This window comes from Ancylobacter oerskovii, from assembly GCF_018390555.1.
In the GTDB taxonomy this organism is placed as follows: Bacteria; Pseudomonadota; Alphaproteobacteria; order Rhizobiales; family Xanthobacteraceae; genus Ancylobacter; species Ancylobacter oerskovii.
In genome coordinates this window covers 57,355-76,486 of sequence record NZ_JAHBGB010000037.1, presented here as the reverse complement: position 1 = coordinate 76,486, position 19,132 = coordinate 57,355, and the positions used below count along the sequence as shown (strand labels likewise).

At 66.5% G+C, this 19,132-nt stretch carries 18 protein-coding genes; 9 read left to right on the top strand and 9 right to left on the bottom strand.

Features of this window, described 5'->3' with window-relative positions; genetic code table 11:
* Positions 1-93 precede the first annotated feature (93 nt).
* Complete coding sequence (gene rpmG / locus KHC19_RS16930) at positions 94-261, top strand: 50S ribosomal protein L33 (protein ID WP_013166321.1); 168 nt, start codon at positions 94-96, stop codon at positions 259-261.
* A 134-nt stretch (positions 262-395) separates the two neighbouring features.
* Here rpmG and KHC19_RS16925 read toward each other — a convergent pair whose 3' ends face one another.
* Positions 396-1,472 carry an ABC transporter ATP-binding protein gene (locus KHC19_RS16925; RefSeq protein ID WP_213353568.1) on the bottom strand — a complete coding sequence of 359 codons (1,077 nt, stop codon included), beginning with the start codon at positions 1,470-1,472 and terminating at the stop codon, positions 396-398.
* Between the two features lie 74 nt (positions 1,473-1,546).
* Here KHC19_RS16925 and KHC19_RS16920 point away from each other — a divergent pair, with 74 nt between their 5' ends.
* The 7 genes from KHC19_RS16920 (at position 1,547) to KHC19_RS16890 (ending at position 8,243) form a co-directional block, all read left to right on the top strand.
* A complete protein-coding gene (locus KHC19_RS16920) occupies positions 1,547-2,260 on the top strand; it encodes a GntR family transcriptional regulator (protein ID WP_246549051.1) in 714 nt (237 codons plus the stop codon).
* The gene (locus KHC19_RS16915) at positions 2,257-3,231 is read left to right on the top strand and encodes an alpha/beta hydrolase (RefSeq protein ID WP_213353566.1); all 975 of its coding nucleotides are present in this window, start codon (positions 2,257-2,259) and stop codon (positions 3,229-3,231) included. The genes KHC19_RS16920 and KHC19_RS16915 overlap by 4 nt, the downstream gene beginning before the upstream one ends.
* A gap of 20 nt (positions 3,232-3,251) precedes the next feature.
* A complete protein-coding gene (locus KHC19_RS16910; RefSeq protein WP_213353564.1) occupies positions 3,252-4,463 on the top strand; it encodes an ABC transporter substrate-binding protein in 1,212 nt (403 codons plus the stop codon).
* Positions 4,464-4,559: 96 nt separating this feature from the next.
* Positions 4,560-5,483, top strand: coding sequence for a carbohydrate ABC transporter permease (locus KHC19_RS16905; protein ID WP_213353562.1), 924 nt, complete (start codon positions 4,560-4,562; stop codon positions 5,481-5,483).
* Entirely contained in the window at positions 5,480-6,313 is an 834-nt protein-coding gene (locus KHC19_RS16900) for a carbohydrate ABC transporter permease (RefSeq protein ID WP_213353560.1), read from the top strand. Before KHC19_RS16905 ends, KHC19_RS16900 begins: the two co-directional genes overlap by 4 nt.
* Before the next feature lie 56 nt (positions 6,314-6,369).
* The gene (locus KHC19_RS16895) at positions 6,370-7,251 is read left to right on the top strand and encodes a sugar phosphate isomerase/epimerase family protein (RefSeq protein ID WP_213353558.1); all 882 of its coding nucleotides are present in this window, start codon (positions 6,370-6,372) and stop codon (positions 7,249-7,251) included.
* A complete protein-coding gene (locus KHC19_RS16890; RefSeq protein WP_213353556.1) occupies positions 7,248-8,243 on the top strand; it encodes a Gfo/Idh/MocA family protein in 996 nt (331 codons plus the stop codon). The genes KHC19_RS16895 and KHC19_RS16890 overlap by 4 nt, the downstream gene beginning before the upstream one ends.
* A gap of 113 nt (positions 8,244-8,356) precedes the next feature.
* On the opposite strand, the gene KHC19_RS16885 is transcribed toward KHC19_RS16890, so the two are convergent.
* From KHC19_RS16885 to KHC19_RS16855, 7 genes are all read right to left on the bottom strand, one after another.
* Positions 8,357-8,650, bottom strand: a complete 294-nt coding sequence (locus tag KHC19_RS16885) for a hypothetical protein (RefSeq protein ID WP_246549050.1) — start codon at positions 8,648-8,650, stop codon at positions 8,357-8,359.
* Positions 8,647-10,947 (bottom strand): FdhF/YdeP family oxidoreductase, encoded by a 2,301-nt coding sequence (locus tag KHC19_RS16880; protein WP_213353554.1) that lies wholly within the window; start codon positions 10,945-10,947, stop codon positions 8,647-8,649. The genes KHC19_RS16885 and KHC19_RS16880 overlap by 4 nt, the downstream gene beginning before the upstream one ends.
* Positions 10,948-11,685: 738 nt before the next feature.
* A complete protein-coding gene (gene otnC / locus KHC19_RS16875) occupies positions 11,686-12,339 on the bottom strand; it encodes a 3-oxo-tetronate 4-phosphate decarboxylase (protein WP_213353552.1) in 654 nt (217 codons plus the stop codon).
* Positions 12,340-12,361: 22 nt separating this feature from the next.
* On the bottom strand, positions 12,362-13,630 hold the full coding sequence (gene otnK / locus KHC19_RS16870) for a 3-oxo-tetronate kinase (protein ID WP_213353551.1): 1,269 nt from the start codon (positions 13,628-13,630) through the stop codon (positions 12,362-12,364).
* A gap of 3 nt (positions 13,631-13,633) precedes the next feature.
* Positions 13,634-14,305 carry an aspartate/glutamate racemase family protein gene (locus tag KHC19_RS16865; RefSeq protein WP_213353549.1) on the bottom strand — a complete coding sequence of 224 codons (672 nt, stop codon included), beginning with the start codon at positions 14,303-14,305 and terminating at the stop codon, positions 13,634-13,636.
* A gap of 98 nt (positions 14,306-14,403) precedes the next feature.
* The gene (locus KHC19_RS16860; RefSeq protein WP_213353547.1) at positions 14,404-15,786 is read right to left on the bottom strand and encodes a CitMHS family transporter; all 1,383 of its coding nucleotides are present in this window, start codon (positions 15,784-15,786) and stop codon (positions 14,404-14,406) included.
* A 58-nt stretch (positions 15,787-15,844) separates the two neighbouring features.
* Entirely contained in the window at positions 15,845-17,260 is a 1,416-nt protein-coding gene (locus tag KHC19_RS16855) for an NAD(P)H-dependent oxidoreductase (protein ID WP_213353545.1), read from the bottom strand.
* A 235-nt stretch (positions 17,261-17,495) separates the two neighbouring features.
* On the opposite strand from KHC19_RS16855, the gene KHC19_RS16850 reads away from it, so the two are divergent.
* Positions 17,496-18,407, top strand: coding sequence for a LysR family transcriptional regulator (locus KHC19_RS16850; protein WP_213353543.1), 912 nt, complete (start codon positions 17,496-17,498; stop codon positions 18,405-18,407).
* A gap of 18 nt (positions 18,408-18,425) precedes the next feature.
* Here KHC19_RS16850 and KHC19_RS16845 read toward each other — a convergent pair whose 3' ends face one another.
* Positions 18,426-19,034: a LysE/ArgO family amino acid transporter gene (locus KHC19_RS16845; protein WP_213353542.1), complete on the bottom strand. Its 609-nt coding sequence runs from the start codon at positions 19,032-19,034 to the stop codon at positions 18,426-18,428.
* Positions 19,035-19,132: the final 98 nt, after the last annotated feature.

The following is a 19,132-nucleotide window of genomic DNA, read 5'->3' as shown; positions in this document are numbered from 1 at the left end:
CCAACGAGCGGCGGCATCGCTGCCGCGCGAACCCGATGATTTCGACGCGATCCTGCAGAAAAGGGTCGCGAGCCACTTTCCAGGAGACCGGTCATGGCCAAGGCGACGACCATCAAGATCAAGCTCGTGTCGAGCGCCGACACCGGCTTCTTCTATGTGACGAAGAAGAATTCCCGCACGATGACCGACAAGCTGGTCGTGAAGAAGTACGATCCGGTCGCGAAGAAGCATGTCGAGTTCCGCGAAGGCAAGATCAAGTGATCCTGCCGCTTCGGCGGAAATGACAAAGGGCGCCGCGAGGCGCCCTTTTCTTTTTCAGTCCAGAATGTTGCCCCCATTTCCTCGCATGGGGAACGAAGACCCGACCCGCCTGTGTGGCGAGCCGGATCCGCGGTTCAGTTGAGTCGCTGGCCGCTCGCCTCGTCGAAGATGTGCAGCTTGGCGGGATTGCCGCGCACATGTACCTTGTCGCCGACATGGATCTCGGCGTCGCGCGGGCATTCGATGGTCAGCATGCGGGTGTGGCCGATATCGACATAGGCATAGGTCTGGCTGCCCAGCCGCTCGGCGACGGCGATCTCGCCGGCGAACCAGGCCTCGCCCTCCCCGCACAGGGAAAGGTCTTCCGGCCGCACGCCGAGCACGATCGCCTGCCCGTCGCGAATCGATGCCTCCTGCTGCAGCGGGATCGTGCCCTGCAGCACCTTCAGCGCCGTGCCGCCCGCCGAGACCGCCGCCGCGCCCGGCAGCGTGTTCATCGTCGGGCTGCCGATGAAGCGGGCGACGAACAGCGTCGCCGGCCGGTGATAGAGTTCGAGCGGCGCGCCGATCTGCTCCACATGGCCGGCATTCATCACCACGATGCGGTCGGCGAGCGTCATCGCCTCCACCTGGTCGTGGGTGACATAGACGGTGGTCGCCTTCATGCGGCTGTGCAGCTTGGCGATCTCCAGCCGCATCTCCACGCGCAGGGCGGCATCTAGATTGGAGAGCGGCTCGTCGAACAGGAAGGCGGCCGGCTCGCGCACGATGGCGCGGCCCATGGCGACGCGCTGGCGCTGGCCGCCGGAAAGCTGTGACGGACGCCGCGTGAGATAGTCCTTCAGCTTCAGTATGTCGGCCGCCTGCTCGACGCGACGTCCGACCTCGTTCGCGTTGGCGCCGCGCATCTTGAGGCCGAAGGACATGTTGTCCTCCACGCTCATGTGCGGATAGAGCGCATAGTCCTGAAACACCATGGCGATGTCCCGCTGGGCCGGCGGCAGCGCGTTCACCCGCGTGCCGGCGATCACGAGATCGCCGCCGGTGATCTCTTCCAGCCCGGCGATCATGCGCAGCAGGGTGGACTTGCCGCAGCCGGACGGCCCCACCAGCACCAGGAACTCGCCGCTCTCGATCTCGATGTCGATGCTGCGGATCACCTGCACGTCGCCATAGGACTTGCGCACACCCTTCAGGGCTATCGCCGACATCGTTTTCCTCCTCGACTTGCCGTTTCGGGCTTGACTGAATTATCGTTATCATTATCGATAATGATAATCTGCCAATGAGGCAACACGGAACCGGCACGCCGATGGTGTATTTTTCCGCCAAGACCCCGAGCCGAACCACCGGCAAGCCGCCCAAGGCGAGCACCGCCTTCAACGCGCTGAAGCGCGACATCATGCTCGGCACGCTGCCGGCCGGCACCGGCCTGACCGAGCTGGAACTCGCCGCGCACTTCCAGTGCAGCCAGGGAACGGTGCGCGAGGCTCTCCTGCAATTGCAGGAGGAGGGGTTGGTGCGTCGCCAGGGGCATCGCGGCACCCAGGTCTCGGATTGCACCGAGGACGAGGCGGTCGAGATGTTCCGGCTGCGCGACCACATCGAATGCGCCGGCCTGCCGCGCGTCATGCGCGCGCCGAGCGCGTCGCTGATCGACGATCTCAACGCCATGATGGCGCAGATGCAGCAGGCGGCCGATGCCGATGACGAGCTGCTGCTGGCCTCCATCGACCGCGACTTCCACCGCCGCATCCTTCAGGACGCCCGGCTGCCGGCGCTCGATCCGATCCTGCACCGCTGCCTCGTGCACAATCATCGCTTCAAGATTTCCCGCAGCCGCGGCGTGCGCGACCTGCAGGCGACGGCCCAGCGCCATCGCAGCCTGATCGACGCCATTGCCAGCGGCGACATCGCCCGCGCCTCCGCCGCCATGCGCCGCCACATCGCGACCATCGTGGATTTCGGGCCCGACGTCTTCCCGGAGACGCCGCAATGACCGTCGATCCCGGCATCCTCTCCGCCGATATGCGGGCGCTGCTCGAAAAGGTCGCCGCCGAGACCGGGCCGCAGCCCGATGCGACGCTGCTGCCGCCCGCCGAGGGCCGCGCCCTCGCCGCGCAGAACAACCGGCGCTGGAACGTCGATTTGCCGGACATGGCGGATGATCGGCAAGTGACCATCCCGGCCGACGCGGCGCTCGGCTCCGCCGATGTCCGCCTGCGCATCCTCACTCCCCACGCGGCCGAGAGCGGCACCATCCTGTTCGTGCATGGCGGCGGCTTCGCCTTCTGCTCGCCGGAGACGCATGAGCGCTGCGCGCGGGTGCTGGCGAACGAGGCCCGCATGCGCGTCGCGCTGCCCGATTATCGCCTCGCGCCGGAAGACCCTTATCCCGCTGGCCTCCTCGACACCGTGGCGGCACTGCGGGCGGTGCTCGCCGGCATGGTGGAGGGGCTGGAAGGCCCGGTCCTGGTCTCCGGCGATTCCGCCGGCGCGAACCTCGCCCTTGCCGCCATGCTGCACGAGCAGGCGCTCGGCCGGTGGCTGCCGGATGGCGCCCTGCTGTTCTACGGCAATTACACCACCGATCTCACCGGCCCGTCCTATCGGCGCTTCGAGAACGGGCCGGGGCTCACCACCGCGCGCATGGGCCGCTACTGGGCCTGGTATGTCGCGGGGCGCGAGCTCGTGGGCGATCCCCTCGCCTGCCCGCTCGCCGCCTCCGACGCCGCGCTGGCCGCGCTGCCGCCGCTCTATCTGATGGCGGCGGGCGTCGACCCGCTGTTCTCCGACACGGTGACGCTGGCGGGCCGGCTGAAGGCGCTGGGCCGTGCTGACTGCTTCGACGTGGTGCCGGGCGTCACCCACGGATTTCTGCAGAACACGAACGAACTCGCCGCGGCGCGCGACGCGCTGAAGACGGCGGGTGCGGTCGCAAGAACCATCAAGAGCCAAACAAAAGCCTGAACCAATGGAGGAAGCGCGTCATGGGACTTTTCAGGAAATTTGCGGCCGGCCTCGCCGTCGCCGCCACCTTCGCCGCCTCGATGGCGGCCGGCTCGGCACACGCTGAGACGGTCCGCTTCTGGTACCACTTCGACAATCCGGCCAACCCGATGTCGGAGCTGGTGGCGAAGTTCGAGAAGGCCAATCCCGGGATCAAGATCGAGGCCGAAAACGTCCCCTGGAACAGCTATTACGACAATCTCTACACCTCGCTCATCGGCGGCAACGCGCCGGATGCGGCGATGGTGAAGCTGTTCGCGCAGCCGCGCCTCGTGGAGATGGGCGCGCTGGAGCCGCTCGGCGAGCGCATCGACGCCTGGTCCGGCAAGGCGGACCTGCTCGACAACCTGCTCGAGCTCAACAAGGGGCCGGACGGCAAGCAGTATTACCTGCCGATCCAGTACGTCGTGCTCTATCTCTATTACCGCCCCGACCTCTTCGCCGCCGCCGGCCTCAAGCCGCCGACGACCTGCGAGGAGTTCCGCGACGCGGCGATCAAGCTGACCAAGGCGCCGGAGACCTATGGCTTCGGCCTGCGCGGCGGCAAGGGCGGCTGGGACCAGTGGGGCGCCTTCGTCTTCTCCCAGGGCGGCGCGCTGAAGCCGGGCGGGCTCACCAACCCGCAGGCAGTCGCCGCCAACCAGTGGGTGATCGACCTGTTCCGCAAGGACAAGGTGATCCCGCCCTCGGCGCCCAATGACGGCTTCCAGGAGATCATCGGCGCCTTCAAGGCCGGCAAGACTGCAATGACCATACACCACATCGGCTCGTCCAAGGACCTGGTGGCGGCGCTCGGCGACAAGGTGTCGGCAGTGCCGGTGCCGAAGTGCGGCGATGGTCGCTGGACCTCCTATGGCGATGAATCCCTTGCGATTTTCTCCTCGTCCCCGAACAAGGACGCGGCGTGGAAGTGGATCTCCTTCCTCGCGGAAGGGCAGAACAACGTCGCCTTCAACAGCGCCACCGGCCAGATGACCGTCACCAAGAGCGGCGCCAAGGACTGGAAACTGCACGAGCGCCGCTTCGTCGACGCCACCGTCGAATCCCTGCCCTTCGCCCATGTGCTGCCGCAGAACGCCGCCACCTCGGAGTTCGTGAACACCGCCTGGCAGACCGCGATGCAGCGGGCGCTGACCGGTCAGATCACCTCTCAGCAGATGATGGACGAACTGAACGCGCTCGTCGCGCAGTGACCGCCTCGGCCGGCCTCGCGCCGGCCGCCCGCGACGCCATCGGGTTCCGGCCGCGGCCGGAACCCCTCCCCCTGCGCGACAGCCACGGAATGCAGCATGTCGATCGTCACCCCCACACGCGCCGCCGAAAGCCCCGGCCCCTTCTGGCGCCGGGCGCATCTCACCCCCTATTGGCTGCTGGCGCCGGCCGTGGTGGTGACTGCCGTCATCGTCTTCCTGCCGATGGCACAGGCCGTCGTCACCAGCTTCTACGACCTGATCCTGTTCCGGCCGAACGCCAGCCGTTTCGTGGGTTTCGGCAACTACATCAAGCTGTTCAACGATCCGGTGTTCTGGACCGCGCTGTGGAACACCATCATCTGGATCGGCCTCACCGTCCCGCTGCAGATGGGGCTCGGCCTCGTCACCGCCATCCTGCTCAACCGCGAATTCCCCTGGCGCGGCCTCGCCCGCGCGCTGATCATCATTCCCTGGGCGCTGCCCAGCGTGGTGATCGCGCTGATGTGGCGCTGGATCTACGATCCCAATACCGGCGTGCTCAACGACCTGCTGATCTATCTCTCGGTGGTGCAGGGCGCCGTGCCGTGGCTGGCCGATCCGCATCTCGCGCTCTACGCGGTGATCGCCACGCTCACCTGGCAGGGTTTTCCCTTCTTCGCGGTGATGATCCTCGCCGGCCTGCAGGGCATTCCGAAAAGCCAGTATGAAGCCGCAGCACTCGACGGCGCCTCGCCCTGGCGGCAGTTCCGGCACATCACCCTGCCCGGCATCATGCCGGTGCTCGCCACCGCCGGCCTGCTCCGGGTGATCTGGGTGGCGAACTCGATGGACGTCATCTTCGTGATGACCGGCGGCGGGCCCGGCTACGCCACCCATACCCTGCCGCTCTACGCCTTCATCAAGGCGCGGCAGAACCTCGACTTCGGCTACGGCACCGCCATCGCCGTGACCTTCACCATCCTGCTCGGCAGCTTCGTCGCCGTGTATCTCGTCCGCACCATGCGCGAGGTGGAGAAATGAACAAGCCCTCGACGCTGCGCCGCATCCTGACCACCGACCTGCCGGTAGCGCTGATCGTGCTGTTCACCATGGCGCCCTTCGCCTGGATGATCCTGACCTCGCTGACCCCTTCGGCGCAGATCACCTCCAGCGGCGTCTCGCTGTCGCCGGCCGGCTGGAGCCTCGACAATTACTGGCGGCTGATCCAGCAGACCTCGTTCCTGATGAACATGGTCCACAGCCTCATCATCGCCACCGGCACCATGATACTCGGCCTCGTGGTGGCGGTGACGGCGGCCTATGCCTTCTCGCGCTTCCGTTTCCCCGGCCGGCGGCTGCTGATGCTGCAGTTCCTGCTCATCAACATGTTCCCGGTGGTGCTGCTCATCCTGCCGCTCTTCGTGCTGATGCGCCGCTTCGGCCTGCTCGACACCCATTTCGCGCTGATCCTCGCCAATTCGACCGTGGCGATCCCCTTCGCGGTGTGGATGCTCACCAGCTATGTCGGGGCCATCCCCAAGAGCCTCGACGAAGCGGCGATGACCGATGGCTGCTCGCGGCTCACCACGCTGCGGCGGATCGTGCTGCCGCTCATGGTGCCGGGCATCATCTCCACCGGCATCTACATCTTCATCACCGCCTGGAACGAATATCTCTACGCGCTGACGCTGGGTGGGCGGAACGTGCGCCCCGTCACGGTCGCGATCCAGACGCTGGTCGGCGAATACCAGATCGAATGGGGCCTGCTCGCCGCCGGCGCGGTGGTCGGCGCCCTCCCCGCCACCTTGCTCTTCCTGTTCGTCCAGCGTCGCCTCATCGGTGGCCTCACCCAAGGCGCCGTGAAGGGCTGAACCAACATGCCCGCCGCCGCAATCACGCGGCGCGGGCCTCCACCGAGGACGTGTCCATGAACCCGATAGGGTTGATCTCCATGCAATATGCCCGGCCCTTCACGGCCGAGCATTTCCCGCTCTTCGCGCGTATGCGCGGGCACGGCTATGATTTCGTCGAGCTTCTGGTGCCGGAAGTCGGCGAGATCGACGCCAAAGCCGCGCGCAAGGCACTGGACGAAGCCGGGCTCGATGTGGTGCTGGCCGCCCGCGTCAATCTCCAGCGCAACCTTTCCTCTGCCGAAGCGGACGCCCATCGCGCTGGCATCGACTATCTGAAGTACACGGTCGATCAGGCGGTGGCACTCGGAGCGAAGATCGTCGGCGGCCCCCTCACCGGCAATCCGCTGGTATTCGCCGGCCGGCCGCCGCAGCCGGTGGCCGAAGAGGAGCGTCTCGCCCGCAAGCAGCGTTGCGTCGATGGCCTGCGCGAGGCCGGCGACTATGCGGCCAAGCACGGCATCCTGCTCGCTGTCGAGCCGCTGAACCGCTTCGAGAGCGACGTGCTGTGCACCACCCAGCAGGCGATCGAACTGCTGGACGCCGTCGATCATCCCGCCATCCAGCTGATGCTCGACACCTTCCACATGCACATGGAGGAGAGCTCTATCCCGGAGGCGATCCGCCTCGCCGCCGGCCGCGTCGTGCATTTCCAGGCCAACGAGAACCATCGCGGCTTCCCCGGCACCGGCGCCACCGACTGGGTAGCGGTGTGCCGCGCGCTGCACGAGATCGGCTATGCCGGCCCGATCTCGCTGGAGCCGTTCCGCCGCCGCGACGACCGCTTCGGCGTGCCCTTCGCCCAGTGGCGGGCGCCGCATGAGGACGAGAGCGACCGCCTCTCGGCCAGCGTCGCCTTCATGAAGTCCCACATCACCCTTACGGAATACCGTCGATGACCCTCAATATCGGTTGGATCGGCTGCGGCGTCCACGCAACCCAGATGCTGCTGCCGCAACTCGTCCGCCACGACGTGAAGCTCACCGCATTGTGCGACATCGACGGGGCTCGCCTCGCCGATGCCGGGCGGCAGTTCGGCGTCTCGAACCTCACCAGCGATGTGGAGACGCTGCTCGCCACCCCCGGCCTCGATGCCGTCGGCATGGCGGTCGGCCCTGACCAGCACCTCGCCTTCGGCAAGAAGGCGCTGGAGCGCGGGCTCGGCGTATTCATGGAGAAGCCGCCGTCAGGCACCGCCGCCGGTGCGCGCGAGTTGCTCGCCGCTTCGGAGAAGGCGAAGAAGCCGCTGCTGGTCGGCTTCATGAAGCGCTACTCGGTCGGCAACAAGATGGCCGCCAATATCGTGCGCTCCGGCCGTTTCGGCGACGTGCTCGGCCTCACCGGCTACTATATGACGGCACCCGGCTATTTCGTCGGCAATGTCGATTACACCGGCTTCTTCCTGCACCACTGCGTGCACTACATGGACCTGGTGTCGTTCCTGGTCTCGCCGGTGAAGACCATCTCGGCGCGCAAGGTGGAGAAGACCCCGGGCCGGGTGCTGTTCCATGTCGGCTTCGAATTCGAATGCGGCGCCATCGGCAACATCGCCATGGGCACCATCCAGTCGCGCGGCACGCCGGTAGAGCGGATCGAGCTGATGGGCGACCATCAGCGCATCGAGGTCGAGGACGTCATCGAAATCCGCTGGCACCGCAACCCGCCCTTCAAGATCGCCGATCCCGCCGCCACCCTTGCCGACGACGTGGATTCGCTGACCTGGAAGCCGAACTTCACGGCCGCGGCGAACGAGGACCCGAAGGGGTACCATTCATTGCTCGCCGACGTGGTTCCCGCGCTGGCCGGGGCCGAGACGCCCGCGCCGACCATCGCCGACGGCGTGATCGCGATGGAGCGACTGGAGACGCTGCGCCGCGAACTCACGCTCTGAGACTGATTCGAGGCGGCCCGCACACCGCCTCGGATCCGGCCCGGCCGAGCCTATCGTCCGTTTTCCGAGGCGTTGTGCCGGCGAGAAGCCGCGGCGGAGCCGGAAATGCGCTCCTATTTGGCCGCGACCGCCAATTGCCCGGCCTCGGTCAGCACAAGGCGCCGCCGCTGCGACCGCGAGCGATGCTCCTCGGCAGCAACCAGCCCGAAACGATCCTCCAACTCGCTCGCAGCGCGCAAGACCAGCGCGTGGGCGATGCCGAACAGCCGGGCGAAACTGCGCGTATCGCTGGCCACCCCCTGCTCCAGTGCGACCAGCACCCCGGCATCGAGCGGCGACAGCTCGGGCTGGCCGGCCATCAGGGCGGTCACGTCCTGCATGAAGTGATCGGCGGACACCGCGCTCATGCCGCCCTCGCGCGGAAGGTCACCATCACCGATTTGGACAGCGGCGTGTCGCTGCCCTCGCCGGCCTTGGTGGACGGCACCACGGCATTGAGCTCGGGATAATAGCCGGCGACGCAGCCGCGCGGCAGGTCGTAGGCGACGAGGCGGAAATCCTCCGCCACCCGCGTGCGCCCGTCCTCGTCGGAACCGATGACATCGACCCGCGCATTGGGCACCGCGCCGAGCGCGGCGATGTCTTCGGGGTTGGCGAACACCACCCGGCGCTCGCCATAGACGCCGCGATAGCGGTCGTCGAGGCCGTACACCGTGGTGTTGTACTGGTCGTGGCTGCGGAAGGTCTGCAGCACATAGGTGCCGGGCTGGCGACGTGCCTGCTGGTGCTCCACCTCACGCGGCAGCGGCGCGGCGGAAAACTCCGCCCGGCCGGAAGCGGTGTTCCACTCGCGCTCGGCCGCGGCGTTGCGCAGATGGAAGCCGCGCGGCTTGCGCACGCGGATGTTGAAATCCTCGAAGCCGGGGATCACGCGGGAGATGTGGTCGCGGATGAGATCGTAGTCATCCGCCATCGCCAGCCAGCGCACCTTGTCCGACCCTACCGTCGCCGCGGCGATGCCGGCGATGATCTGAATCTCCGAGCGCAGGGTCGGCGCCGCCGGGCGATTGATGCCGCCGGAGCCGTGCACCATGCTCATCGAATCCTCGACGGTGACGATCTGCGGCCGCTTCCTGGAATTGCGGTCGATCTCGGTGCGGCCGAGACAGGGCAGCAGATAGGCGACCTCACCGGGCGCGAGATGGCTGTGGTTCGGCTTGGTGGCGATCTGCACCGTGAGCCGGCACCGCGACAGCGCCGCGTGGACGATGTCGGTGTCCGGCGTCGCCCGCACGAAATTGCCGCCGAGCCCGATGAACGCCTTGGAACGCCCTTCCACCATGGCGTGGATGGCGTGCAGCACATTGTGGCCGGGCGCGCGCGGCAGGGCGAGGTCGAACTCGCGCTCCAGGGCGGCGATGAACCACTCCGGCGCGTTCTCGTTGATGCCGACGGTGCGGTCGCCCTGCACGTTGGAATGGCCGCGCACCGGGCACAGGCCGGCGCCCGGCCGCCCCACATGGCCGCGCAGCAGCAGAAGGTTGGCGATCTCGCGCACCGTCGCCACCGAATGAAGATGCTGGGTGACGCCCATCGCCCAGGTGGCAATCACCCGCTCGGCGCCGAGATAGACGTCGGCCAGGCTTTCCATATCCGCGCGGACGAGACCCGACTGGTCCTCTATCGCATCCCAGGAGGTCGCCTCGACCTCGGCCCGCCACGCCTCGATGCCGGTGGTGTGGTGGGCGATGAAGTCGAGGTCGAGCAGGCTGGCATGCCCGCCGGCCAGGCGCTCGGCATCACGGGCGAACACCACCTTGGCGACGCCGCGGATCGCCGCCATGTCACCGCCGAGCTTGGGTTGGAAGTAATGGCTGGCGATCGAGGTCGAGCCGCCGCGCAGCATCTCTATCTTGTCCTGCGGGTCGGCGAAGCGTTCCAAGCCGCGCTCGCGCACCGGATTGAGCACCGCGACACGCGCGCCGCGCATGGCGGCACGGCGCAGGTCGCCCAGCATGCGCGGGTGGTTGGTGCCGGGGTTCTGGCCGATGACGATGATGGCGTCGGCGTGCTCGAAATCCTCGAGCAGCACGGTGCCCTTGCCGACGCCGAGCGACTGCATCAGGCCGAGGCCGCTGGCCTCGTGGCACATGTTGGAGCAGTCCGGGAAGTTGTTGGTGCCGAACATGCGCACGAACAGCTGATAGAGGAACGCCGCCTCGTTGCTGGCGCGGCCGGAGGTGTAGAACTCCGCCTCATTGGGATCGGCGAGCGCGTTCAGCTCGGCGGCGATGCCGGCGAACGCTTCCTCCCACGACACCGGCCGGTAGCGGTCGGTAGCGCGGTCATAAACCATGGGCTCTGTGAGGCGGCCCTGGTTTTCCAGCTCGTAGTCGCTCCAGCCCCGCAGCTCGCTCACCGTATGGGCGGCGAAGAAAGCCGGCGTCGCCCGCCGCTCGGTCGCCTCCCACGCCACGGCCTTCACGCCGTTCTCGCAGAATTCGAAGGACGAACCATGCTCGGGATCGCCCCAGGCACAGCCCGGACAATCGAAGCCGTCCGGCTGATTTGCCTTCAGCATGGTCTTCGCGCCGGTCAGCGCCGAACCGCTGGCCAGCAAATGCTTTCCGCAGCTGCGAAGGGCACCCCATCCGCCGGCCGCATGCGACTTCTTGAGCGTGGATGACGTATCGTTAATCGACATTTTCAATCATTATACAAAATGCCAGAACAGCCAAGACGCCGACGATCTGCGGCGATCGCTGATAGAACTAGGCACGAATCCCATATTTTTCAATGGGAATTTTTTGATCTGCCGCAGTTTGAAAATGGAATCATTCCCGACAACACCATTGGGACAAGCGGCGGGGCTGCGACAAGCCGCCTCACTCGTATGATAGATTTTATCAATCATGAATTTTGCAAACTTTCGGGAGACTTTCGTACCACCGCGCCGAATTATTGCGACGCAACATATCGATCACCAGAGCCACCGCTTGGCACCCTCCCCTTCGAGGGGCGAAGTCCGTTCTTGCGAAATACGTGGATGGGGGTCGGCGGCCCGGCGCTCGGCACCGCGATGCGACGACCGGCGGAAATCCGTGCTCGAAGCTGCCGTACGACACAGAGCCGCGGCGCCCCCACCGAGGATCGCTGGGGCCTTTATCAAAGATCATGATGGGGACGGCGCCCTGCGGCCGACAAACCGTCCCGCCGTCACAGAGAGGCTGACGGCCTGCTGCCAGCGACGAGGCGTTCTTGGCGTTGCCGCCGACGTCGGTCGCAGCCCGAACAACGCGATTTTACCGAGATCGCGGCCCAAACCGCGAGGGGATCATCCCGGCACCTGGCCGAGGCCGCGATCACATGTCGGAGGAGTGAACGACATGGCCCGCCCGCCCGCGTTCGGGCGGGGAACGGAAACTGCAGGATCGAACCCGGATCAGCTGGGAAAATGCCGTTGCAGATCCTCGACCGCCTCGCAGGTCAGCGGGGCAGCGGGGCGATTACCGATGAGGAAGAACAGCTTGGCGGTTTCCTCCAGTTCCTCATAGGCCTGCACGGCCTCCTGCAGCGTGGCGCCGGCGACGATGGGCCCGTGATTGGCAAGCAGCATGGCCTTGTGCCCGCGCGCGAAGCCACGCACCGCCTCGGCCAACGCCCGGTCGCCCGGCCGGAAATACGGCACCAGCGGCAACCTGCCCACCCGCATGACGTGATAGGCGGTCAGCGGCGGCAGCACGTTGGAGCTGTCGGCGTGGCAGAGACAGGACACCGCCACCGCATGGGTGGAATGCAGATGCACCACCGCCCGGGCCGCCGGCCGCTCCTCATAGACGGCGAGGTGGAAGAACGCCTCCTTGGAGGGCGGATCGCCGTCCAGATGCCGGCCGTCGACGGACACACGGGAAAGCCGCTCCGGGGTCAGGGAACCGAGCGACGAGTTTGTCGGCGTCACCAGGATGCTGCCGTCGTCCAGCCGCACCGAGAGGTTGCCGGCGCTGCCATGGGCGAGGCCGCGCGCATAGAGCAGGGCGCCGGTGCGCACGATTTCAGCGCGCAACGCGGCCTCGTTGATGTCGCCAGTCCTGCTCATGCGTGCCCCCTGCGCGTACGGTTCATTTGCCGGCAAGCGCCGCCAGTGCCTTGGCGAAGAAATCCGGCGCACCGAAATTACCCGACTTGAGCGCCAGCGCGACCCGACCATCGGGCGCGGCGAGGATCGGCACGCCGGGATCGATCTCCGGCCCGATCTCCAGCGCCTCCAGCCCCAGGGCCTGCGCCACCGCGCCGGAGGTTTCGCCGCCGGCGACGACGAGGCGGCGCACGCCTCCCGCGATCAGCGCGCGGGCCGTGTCGGCGAACAGCGCCTCCAGTCTGCCGGCCACCGCTTCGCGCCCATAGCGCTTCTGCAGTGCGGCAACCTCGGCCGGGTCGTCGGAAGAATAGATCAGCGGCGCCTGCCCGCGATGCGCGGCAATGAACTCGGCGAGATCGCCGACGCCGATCTTGCCGGCCATGACGGCATCGACATCGAGCGCCATCGCCGGATGCGCCGCGGCATGGATCGCGATCTGCCCGCGCGTGGCACCGGAACAACTGCCGGCGAGAATGGCCTCGGGACCGTCCACCCCGGCAAAGGCGGTCGCCACGCCCTTGGCCTGCCCGCGCGTGATGAAATTGGCCGGCAGGCCGATGGCGATACCCGAGCCGCCGGTGACGAGCAGTGCCTCGGCGGCCGCTTCGCCCAACGTCACGAGATCTGCGTCGGTCGCCGCATCGCAGATCACCAGCGTCTCGCCGCGTGCGGCACAGGCCGCGAGCGCCTGTCGAACCGCAGCGGCGCCCGCGCGCACCGTCGGGGAGGCGACGAGGCCTACGGCGTCGCGCGTCTGCCGGCGCAGCCAGCGGCGGATGTCGGGATCGGTCATCGGCGTGAGCGGATGGTTCTGCATGCCGCTCTCGCTGAGCAGCCGGTCATGCACGAACAGATGGCCCTGATGCACGCTGCGCCCGACGGTCGGGAAGGCCGGACAGGCGATGACGCCGCTGGCGCCGAACGCGTCGGCCAGCGCCTCGCCGACCGGGCCGATATTGCCCTCCGGCGTCGAATCGAAGGTCGAGCAATATTTGAAGACGATCTGGCGGCAGCCCTGCTCCCTCAGCCAGGCAAGGGCGGCCAGCGACTGCGCAACCGCGTCGGCAGCGGGAATGGAGCGGGTCTTCAGCGAGATGACGCCCGCCTCCACCTCCGGCGCGGCCGGACGCGTTGGCACGCCGAGATATTGCGTCACCGCAAGCCCGCCCTGAGGGGGCAGCCCCTTGGCCAGCGTGTTGGCGATGTCGCCGGCACCGGTGAAATCGTCGGCAATGACCCCGAGCAACATCGTTCAGTTCCCCGCGTGTTCGATCAGCTGACGCAGGCATTCGACCGCGGCATCGGGCGCGGTGAACACCGGTACGTCGACCGCCCGGCGCACCGCCTCGGCGGCACGCGAGGTGGAAAAATGCGCCAGCATGATTGCGTCATGGCCGGCCAGTTCGGGAGCGCGGGCGGCCACCAGCGCATTATGGGCCGCCGCATCGCCGGCGCGCAGCCGGTCGATGGCGTCGGCAACGACGAGGGTGTCGAGGCGCGCAGTGGCGTCGGTCTCGGCGACGAAGGTCTCGAACTCCGCGGTCATGGTCGCGACGGCGGGGGCGAAGGTGGCGAGCATGCCGATGCGCCGGCCGCTGGCAATGGCGGCACGGAACATCGCCTCGTTCGGCTTCAGAACCGGCACCGGCATTTCCTCCGCAAGGCGCTCGATCGCCGGGCCGAACGCCGAGCAGGTGACGAGCACGCCATCGGCGCCGATGCGGGCGGCATAGCGGCCGAGGGCGAGGAAGCGCTGGGTCATCTCCTCGGTGATGTCAGCGGTCCGGGCACGATCGGCGCTCAGCGCGTCGTCGAGCAGGTTCACAGTCTCCGCCTCCGGCCAGCCGGCCGAAAAAGCCTGCTGCACCGGCTCCATCGCCACAGGAGTGGCGTGGAGGAGGACGATACGAGGGCGTGCCGTCATGAAAACCTCGGCGGTTCGATGCGGAATTGGATCCGAAGAAGGCGATGCCGGCGGACATGCCGCCGGCATCGGTGATCAGGCGTGTCAGCATCGCCGCGTCAGCGATAGAGCGGCACCACCCCAAGCAGCACGGCGCAGGCGATGAAGATGCCGAACAGCGCCAGACACCAGGGGAAGCAGGCCTTCTGCCATTCGCCCATGTCCAGCCCGGTCATGCTGAGCAGCAGGTAGATGAAGGCGGTGAGCGGGCTCAGCATGTGGAAGGCCTGACCGAGCAACGAAGCGAAGCCGATCTGGAAAGGCGTGAAGCCATAGACCTTGCCGGCTTCCACCAGCGGCGGCAGCACGCCGTAGAAGAAGGCATCGTTCGAGAGGAAGAAGCCACCCGGCGCCGAGATCAGCACCACGATCAGGCCCCAGAAATCGCCCAGTGCCGGCGGCACGATGTGGACGAGGCTGGAGGCCAGCGCATCGGACATGCCCGAATTGGTGAACAGGCCCATGAACACGCCGGCGCCGATGACCATGATCACCGTCTGCAACACCTCGCCGGAATTGGCGTAGATGCGGTCCTTCTGCTGCGTCAGCGTCTCGTAGTTGATGACGAGCGCCACCACCGTGCCGACGAGGAAGGTGAAGACGGGATCGAACACGCCGGAGATCAGTGAGGCCAGCACCGCGACGGTCAGGATGCCGTTCACCAGCGCGAATTGCGGGCGCTTCAGCGCATCCTCGTCGCTGGTGTGTATCGCGAAGATCGCCTCGATGTCGGCGTCGCTGAGATGCTGCACGCCGAGGCGCCGCCGCTCCTGCAAACCGAGCCAATAGGCGCCGGCGGTGACGAACAGGCTGCCCAGCACCATGCCCGGCAGCAGCGCCATCAACAGCGCCTGCACGTCGATTCCCTCAATAACTGCAATGACTCGGGCGGTGGGGCCGCTCCACGGCAGGAGGTTGAGAATGGTGTTCTGCAGGATCAGCAGCACGCCCAGATGCATCATCTTGAGGTTGAGCTTCTGGTAGACCGGGATCAGCGCCGTGCAGCAGATCAGCGTCGTGGTCGTTCCGTCGCCGGAAAGCGAGACGACGGTGGCCAGTACGCTGGTCGCCACAAGTACTTTCAGAGGATCTCCCTTGGCGAGCTGCACGACCTTCTTGGTAAGAGGGTCGAACAGGCCGACATTCAACATCAGAGAGAAGAAGAATATCGCGAAGAACAGCATGAACGCCGTTCCCGACGTCTTGGTCAGCCCCTGTTTGACCCAGTCGCCGAGCACGAAGACCTGATCCCACATCGTGACGCTCTCGACGGGGATCTTCAGGGTCTTGGCGGTAGGCGCCTCGTACAGCCCGAACAGCGCGCCGACAAGGGCAAACAGCACTGGAATCAATACGATAGCGGTGAAGGGGTGCATCTTCTTGGTGAGGATCAGCGTCATGAAGACGATGACCGTTCCCCAGGCAAGCAGGGTCAGCAGCATGCTCTTCCTCCCGTCTTTTCTTGTGCAGTCAGGTGATCGATGAGGTTGATTTGTCGGGTCAGGCCAGGAAGGCGGCGTCCTGCTGCCGGCGCAGCTGCCACAATAGCGAGCCGGCCGGCTCCTCGACCATGTCGTAGGTGATGGTGGTGCCCTTCGCGATATCGACCCTGGCGCGGTTGCCGGTGATCAGATGCGCCGCGGCGGCATTGCCGGGCGCAACCGGCAAAGCGGGCACGATGCGGGCGGTGAGCTGCGGGCTGTGGTCGTTGCCGAAGACCTCGCCGACCGCAATGTCGCGATTGGCGACCTTGATCAGGTCGAAGCGCGGCCGGTAGTCGTCCGAGCCGGTGTCGAGGCCAAGCAGGCCGGCGACCAGGATGGTGCTGGAGGTCTCCACCCCGCACAGGTGATAGGGCCGGTAGATCACCGCCGCGCTGTTGTCGGCATTGGCGATCTGGCCCTTGGTGGTCAGCACATGGTTGGAATAGGCGTTGTCGCAGCGCACGACCAGGAACACGCCGCCGCCGAGGCCGGATTCGACGGGATCGCGCAGGCAGGTGGCGAGATCGATGACGCCGGCGCCCTCGAAGATGCCGCCATTCTCGCGCTCGCAATAGGCGACGGGGATCTCGGTGATGCGCAGCGGGGCATGATAGAGCGTGTCCACCGCCGGGGCGAGGCCGGTATAGTTCGCCGCCACCGTGGTCTCGCACAAATCATAGGCGCCCGGCTGCGGCAGCTTCGACAGGATCTCGACGCGCTTCTCGATATATTCCGCCGCCTTTCCGGCCGGGATCATGCCGAGATATTTGCGGTCCTCGGGCGCGACCTCGATGGTCTCGACATAGGGTGCGTGGATCTTCTTGTCAGTCTTGATCGTCACCGTGTCGGCGACATCGTCATAGACGAACTCGCCATCGGTGGCCTTGCCGCCGCTGAGCACGGTGAGGCCGATCGACTTCGCCCATTCGTAGAACTGGATGAGCAGGCCGTGCTGGTCGCCGTCGACCGGCGTGTAGACGACGCCCGCCTCGGTCGCCAGCTTCTTCAGCATCGGCCCGACGGTGACGTCGCAATCCTTGGTGATCATGGCGACGTGCTTGCCGTTGCCGATGGCCTGCAGCGCATAGGTGGCGCTGGCTTCCGGCACGCCGGTGCTCTCGCAGACGATGTCCACCGCCGGAATGTCGCCCACCAGCGCCGGCTGGTCGGTATAGACGCGCTTGCCGGCGGCAATGGCCGCCTCGGCCTCGGCCGCGGTGGCGCAATAGACCAGCGTCTCGGCCGCGAACCCGGCCTTCTCATAGGCCCCGCGGGCGGCTTCCACCGAAAGGTCCGCCACCGCGACGACGGTCATGCGCGGCGTGTAGGGATCCTGGGTGACGATGGCTGTGCCGTAGTTTCCGGCACCGATCACGCCGACGCGCACCTCGTCCTTCTTGGCGAACTTGGAATAGAGATGATGATAGATCATGACGACGCCGGCTCTTTCCAAACAATAGGGATCCATCCGCGCCTTGCGGGCGCGGCGTGTCTCTCCACACACAGAACGGATACTGGCGAGCTTGCCTTCTCCCGTCGGCGAATGCCTGAGCGGCATTCCCTGGGCCGGTCGCGCGCGGCGCCGATGCCTCTTGTTATTCTGATCAGTCCTAAGCGAGGTTGACGCGCCTGTAAAATTGCGATCTCTCATGGATTGCCATTCCAAAATGGAATGCCTGACCCAACGGCGCCGCCTTCGCGACATGGACGAGAGCACCTGCAAGATCATCCTGGAGCTGCACCGCACCGCGAACATCACCCGCGCGGCCGACCGGCTCGCCATGACCCAGCCGGCGCTTTCCAAGCGCCTGCAGGCGATCGAGCGCGACTTCGGGGTGCGGCTGGTGGTGCGCACGCCCAAGGGCGTCGCCTTTACGCCGGAAGGTGAATACCTCGCCCGCGAGGCCGGGAAGGTGCTGGCGCATTTCGGCGAGATCCGCACCCAGCTCATGAGCTTCGGCGACCGCTCGGGCACCCTGCGGCTGGGCGTGACCAATTCCTTCGCCCGCTACACGCTGCCCGCCGGGCTGAAGCGCTATCAGGCGGACTGCCCCGACGTTTCCTTCGACATCTCCACCGGCGTCAGCTCGGAGATCGTGAAGCTGATCGAGGATGGCCGGGTGCATGTCGGCTTCATCTATGGCGACTTCGACGGCCCGTTCGAGCGCATGCTGATCGGCCAGGAGCAGGCCTGCCTCGTCAATCGCGAGCCGCTCGACCTCGCCGAGCTGCCGACGACGCCGCAGATCTCCTATCTCAGCGACCCGTTCGCCAAGCGGCTGCTCAACGACTGGTGGCACAGCCACTTCACCGCGCCGATGCTGATCGGCATGCGCGCCAACCATGGCGACACCTGCCTGGAGATGATCGCCAACGGGCTCGGCTACGGCATCTTCCTGTCGCCGAAATTCACCGGCCGGTCGCACCGGCTGTATTCGACGCCGCTCGACTATGCCAACGGCTCCCCCTTCGCCCGCAATGCCTGGATGGTCTGGCGCAGCGAATTCACTCAGATCGCGCTCATCGGCCGCTTCATCGACTTCGTCAGAAACAACCTCGACGTTTTCGACGGTCACTGACGCGGCAATGGCGGGCGATCACGCCCCGCTCGCCAGCCGGAAGGCGATCAGCCACATGGTGAGGGCGATGAGCGCTTCCATGAGGCGCCAGGCCATCGGGTTCGCGAAGATCGGGCGCAACCGCGTCGCGCCATAGCCCAGCGAGAAGAAGAACAGGAAGGAGCCGGTCATGGCGCCGGCGGCGAAGGACATCTCGCGGCCCGGGAAGCGGGTGGAGATGGTGCCGAGCAGCACCACCGTATCGAGATAGACGTGCGGATTGAGCCAGGTGAGCGCCAGGCACAGGGCGAGGCATTGCCACAGGCTCGCCCGCCCGGCTTCCGCCGCCGCCAGCGCGCCCGAGCCGGCCAGGGCGGAACGCATGTTCCTCGCGCCATACCAGAACAGGAAGGCGGCGCCGCCATAGCGCATCGCCGGATCCAGCCAGGGTAGCAGCGTGGCGATCTGCCGGAAGGCGGTGACGCCGAGCATGATGAGCAGCGCATCGGACACGGCGCAGGTGAGGCAGACGGCGAAGATGTGCTCGTTGCGCAGGCCCTGCCGCAGCACGAAGGCATTCTGGGCGCCGATCGCCACGATGAGGCTGAGGCCCATGGTCAGGCCCGTCGCGAAAACCGGAAGATCCATTGCAGATGCCACGCCGCCGGGAAGGATGGCCTGCGCTACCGCGGCGGCCGGATTTAGGCTAGTTAATGAAGCTAATCTCGATGAAGCAAAACTAAATC

Coding starts and splice junctions, on each gene's coding strand:
- rpmG (WP_013166321.1), top strand. CDS start 94: ATGGCCAAGGCGACGACCATCAAGATCAAGCTCGTGTCGAGCGCCGAC.
- KHC19_RS16905 (WP_213353562.1), top strand. CDS start 4,560: ATGTCGATCGTCACCCCCACACGCGCCGCCGAAAGCCCCGGCCCCTTC.
- KHC19_RS16885 (WP_246549050.1), bottom strand. CDS start 8,650: ATGAGCGCGGTGTCCGCCGATCACTTCATGCAGGACGTGACCGCCCTG.
- KHC19_RS16865 (WP_213353549.1), bottom strand. CDS start 14,305: ATGACGGCACGCCCTCGTATCGTCCTCCTCCACGCCACTCCTGTGGCG.
- KHC19_RS16895 (WP_213353558.1), top strand. CDS start 6,370: ATGAACCCGATAGGGTTGATCTCCATGCAATATGCCCGGCCCTTCACG.
- KHC19_RS16860 (WP_213353547.1), bottom strand. CDS start 15,786: ATGCTGCTGACCCTGCTTGCCTGGGGAACGGTCATCGTCTTCATGACG.
- KHC19_RS16880 (WP_213353554.1), bottom strand. CDS start 10,947: ATGTCGATTAACGATACGTCATCCACGCTCAAGAAGTCGCATGCGGCC.
- otnK (WP_213353551.1), bottom strand. CDS start 13,630: ATGTTGCTCGGGGTCATTGCCGACGATTTCACCGGTGCCGGCGACATC.
- KHC19_RS16915 (WP_213353566.1), top strand. CDS start 2,257: ATGACCGTCGATCCCGGCATCCTCTCCGCCGATATGCGGGCGCTGCTC.
- KHC19_RS16925 (WP_213353568.1), bottom strand. CDS start 1,472: ATGTCGGCGATAGCCCTGAAGGGTGTGCGCAAGTCCTATGGCGACGTG.
- KHC19_RS16845 (WP_213353542.1), bottom strand. CDS start 19,034: ATGGATCTTCCGGTTTTCGCGACGGGCCTGACCATGGGCCTCAGCCTC.
- KHC19_RS16900 (WP_213353560.1), top strand. CDS start 5,480: ATGAACAAGCCCTCGACGCTGCGCCGCATCCTGACCACCGACCTGCCG.
- KHC19_RS16890 (WP_213353556.1), top strand. CDS start 7,248: ATGACCCTCAATATCGGTTGGATCGGCTGCGGCGTCCACGCAACCCAG.
- KHC19_RS16910 (WP_213353564.1), top strand. CDS start 3,252: ATGGGACTTTTCAGGAAATTTGCGGCCGGCCTCGCCGTCGCCGCCACC.
- KHC19_RS16855 (WP_213353545.1), bottom strand. CDS start 17,260: ATGATCTATCATCATCTCTATTCCAAGTTCGCCAAGAAGGACGAGGTG.
- otnC (WP_213353552.1), bottom strand. CDS start 12,339: ATGAGCAGGACTGGCGACATCAACGAGGCCGCGTTGCGCGCTGAAATC.
- KHC19_RS16850 (WP_213353543.1), top strand. CDS start 17,496: ATGGAATGCCTGACCCAACGGCGCCGCCTTCGCGACATGGACGAGAGC.
- KHC19_RS16920 (WP_246549051.1), top strand. CDS start 1,547: ATGAGGCAACACGGAACCGGCACGCCGATGGTGTATTTTTCCGCCAAG.